The sequence below is a fragment of the Bacillus sp. Marseille-Q3570 genome (assembly GCF_946151055.1).
Lineage (GTDB): Bacteria > Bacillota > Bacilli > Bacillales > Fictibacillaceae > Pseudalkalibacillus.
Genome location: NZ_CAMGYZ010000042.1, coordinates 1 through 1,201, shown reverse-complemented (window position 1 = coordinate 1,201; position 1,201 = coordinate 1). Strand labels below are relative to the sequence as shown.

Here is a 1,201-nt window from a genome sequence, read left to right as displayed (position 1 = left end):
ACTTCATACAGTCTGGTGACGACGGCGAAGAGGTCACACCCGTTCCCATGCCGAACACGGAAGTTAAGCTCTTCAGCGCCAATGGTAATTGGGGGCTTCCCCCTGTGAGAGTAGGACGTCGCCGGGCTTACATACCGGAGGATTAGCTCAGCTGGGAGAGCACCTGCCTTACAAGCAGGGGGTCGGCGGTTCGATCCCGTCATCCTCCACCATTTTCATTTTACTTTGCTGGCCTAGCTCAATTGGTAGAGCAACTGACTTGTAATCAGTAGGTTGGGGGTTCAAGTCCTCTGGCCAGCACCACTTTTACGAGCCATTAGCTCAGTCGGTAGAGCAACGAACACAAAGCTACATGAATTAGCTATGAGTTGTCCCGACACAGCCTTCTTCAATAGGATTATCTTGTAGAGGAAGGGACATAAAGGTGAGTAAGCTTCATTTTACTTGAGCCATTAGCTCAGTCGGTAGAGCATCTGACTTTTAATCAGAGGGTCGAAGGTTCGAGTCCTTCATGGCTCACCATTTTCTTTAACGATATAGTATTGCGGGTGTGGCGGAATTGGCAGACGCGCTAGACTTAGGATCTAGTGTCCTTGCGACGTGGGGGTTCAAGTCCCTCCACCCGCACCACATGCGGAAGTAGTTCAGTGGTAGAACACCACCTTGCCAAGGTGGGGGTCGCGGGTTCGAATCCCGTCTTCCGCTCCATGATGCCGGGGTGGTGGAATTGGCAGACACACAGGACTTAAAATCCTGCGGTAGGTGACTACCGTGCCGGTTCAAGTCCGGCCCTCGGCACCATTTTCGAAACAGATAAGTTCATATAAAGTGCGCCCGTAGCTCAATTGGATAGAGCGTCTGACTACGGATCAGAAGGTTAGGGGTTCGACTCCTCTCGGGCGCGCCATATAACGGGAAGTGGCTCAGCTTGGTAGAGCACCTGGTTTGGGACCAGGGGGTCGCAGGTTCAAATCCTGTCTTCCCGACCATTTGATTGATATGGGGCCTTAGCTCAGCTGGGAGAGCGCCTGCCTTGCACGCAGGAGGTCAGCGGTTCGATCCCGCTAGGCTCCACCATTTCAGCTCTTTGAAAACTGAACAAAAGCCAAGCGTGAAACGGGTCTTTTTAAAAAGAACCCTGAATCAATTTACATTTAATGAGCAATCAAACACTTTATTGGAGAGTTTGATCCTGGCTCAG

9 tRNA genes and 1 rRNA gene are annotated in these 1,201 nt (G+C 51.5%); all 10 read left to right on the top strand.

Annotated features, from left to right (window positions below):
* Window positions 1-11 precede the first annotated feature (11 nt).
* The 10 genes from rrf to N8M93_RS22600 all read left to right on the top strand — a co-directional run bounded on the left by rrf (window position 12) and on the right by N8M93_RS22600 (window position 1,077).
* Window positions 12-127: ribosomal RNA gene (gene rrf, locus N8M93_RS22645) — 5S ribosomal RNA — on the top strand.
* Window positions 128-136: 9 nt separating this feature from the next.
* Window positions 137-212 (top strand) — tRNA-Val (locus tag N8M93_RS22640).
* Window positions 213-227: 15 nt separating this feature from the next.
* Window positions 228-303, top strand: a tRNA-Thr gene (locus N8M93_RS22635).
* A 143-nt stretch (window positions 304-446) separates the two neighbouring features.
* Window positions 447-522: transfer RNA gene (locus tag N8M93_RS22630), tRNA-Lys, on the top strand.
* A 22-nt stretch (window positions 523-544) separates the two neighbouring features.
* Window positions 545-630: transfer RNA gene (locus N8M93_RS22625), tRNA-Leu, on the top strand.
* Window positions 631-633: 3 nt separating this feature from the next.
* A tRNA-Gly gene (locus N8M93_RS22620) sits at window positions 634-708 on the top strand.
* Window positions 709-712: 4 nt separating this feature from the next.
* Window positions 713-801: transfer RNA gene (locus tag N8M93_RS22615), tRNA-Leu, on the top strand.
* A gap of 29 nt (window positions 802-830) precedes the next feature.
* Window positions 831-907 (top strand) — tRNA-Arg (locus N8M93_RS22610).
* A 5-nt stretch (window positions 908-912) separates the two neighbouring features.
* Window positions 913-989 (top strand) — tRNA-Pro (locus N8M93_RS22605).
* Between the two features lie 12 nt (window positions 990-1,001).
* Window positions 1,002-1,077, top strand: a tRNA-Ala gene (locus N8M93_RS22600).
* Window positions 1,078-1,201: the final 124 nt, after the last annotated feature.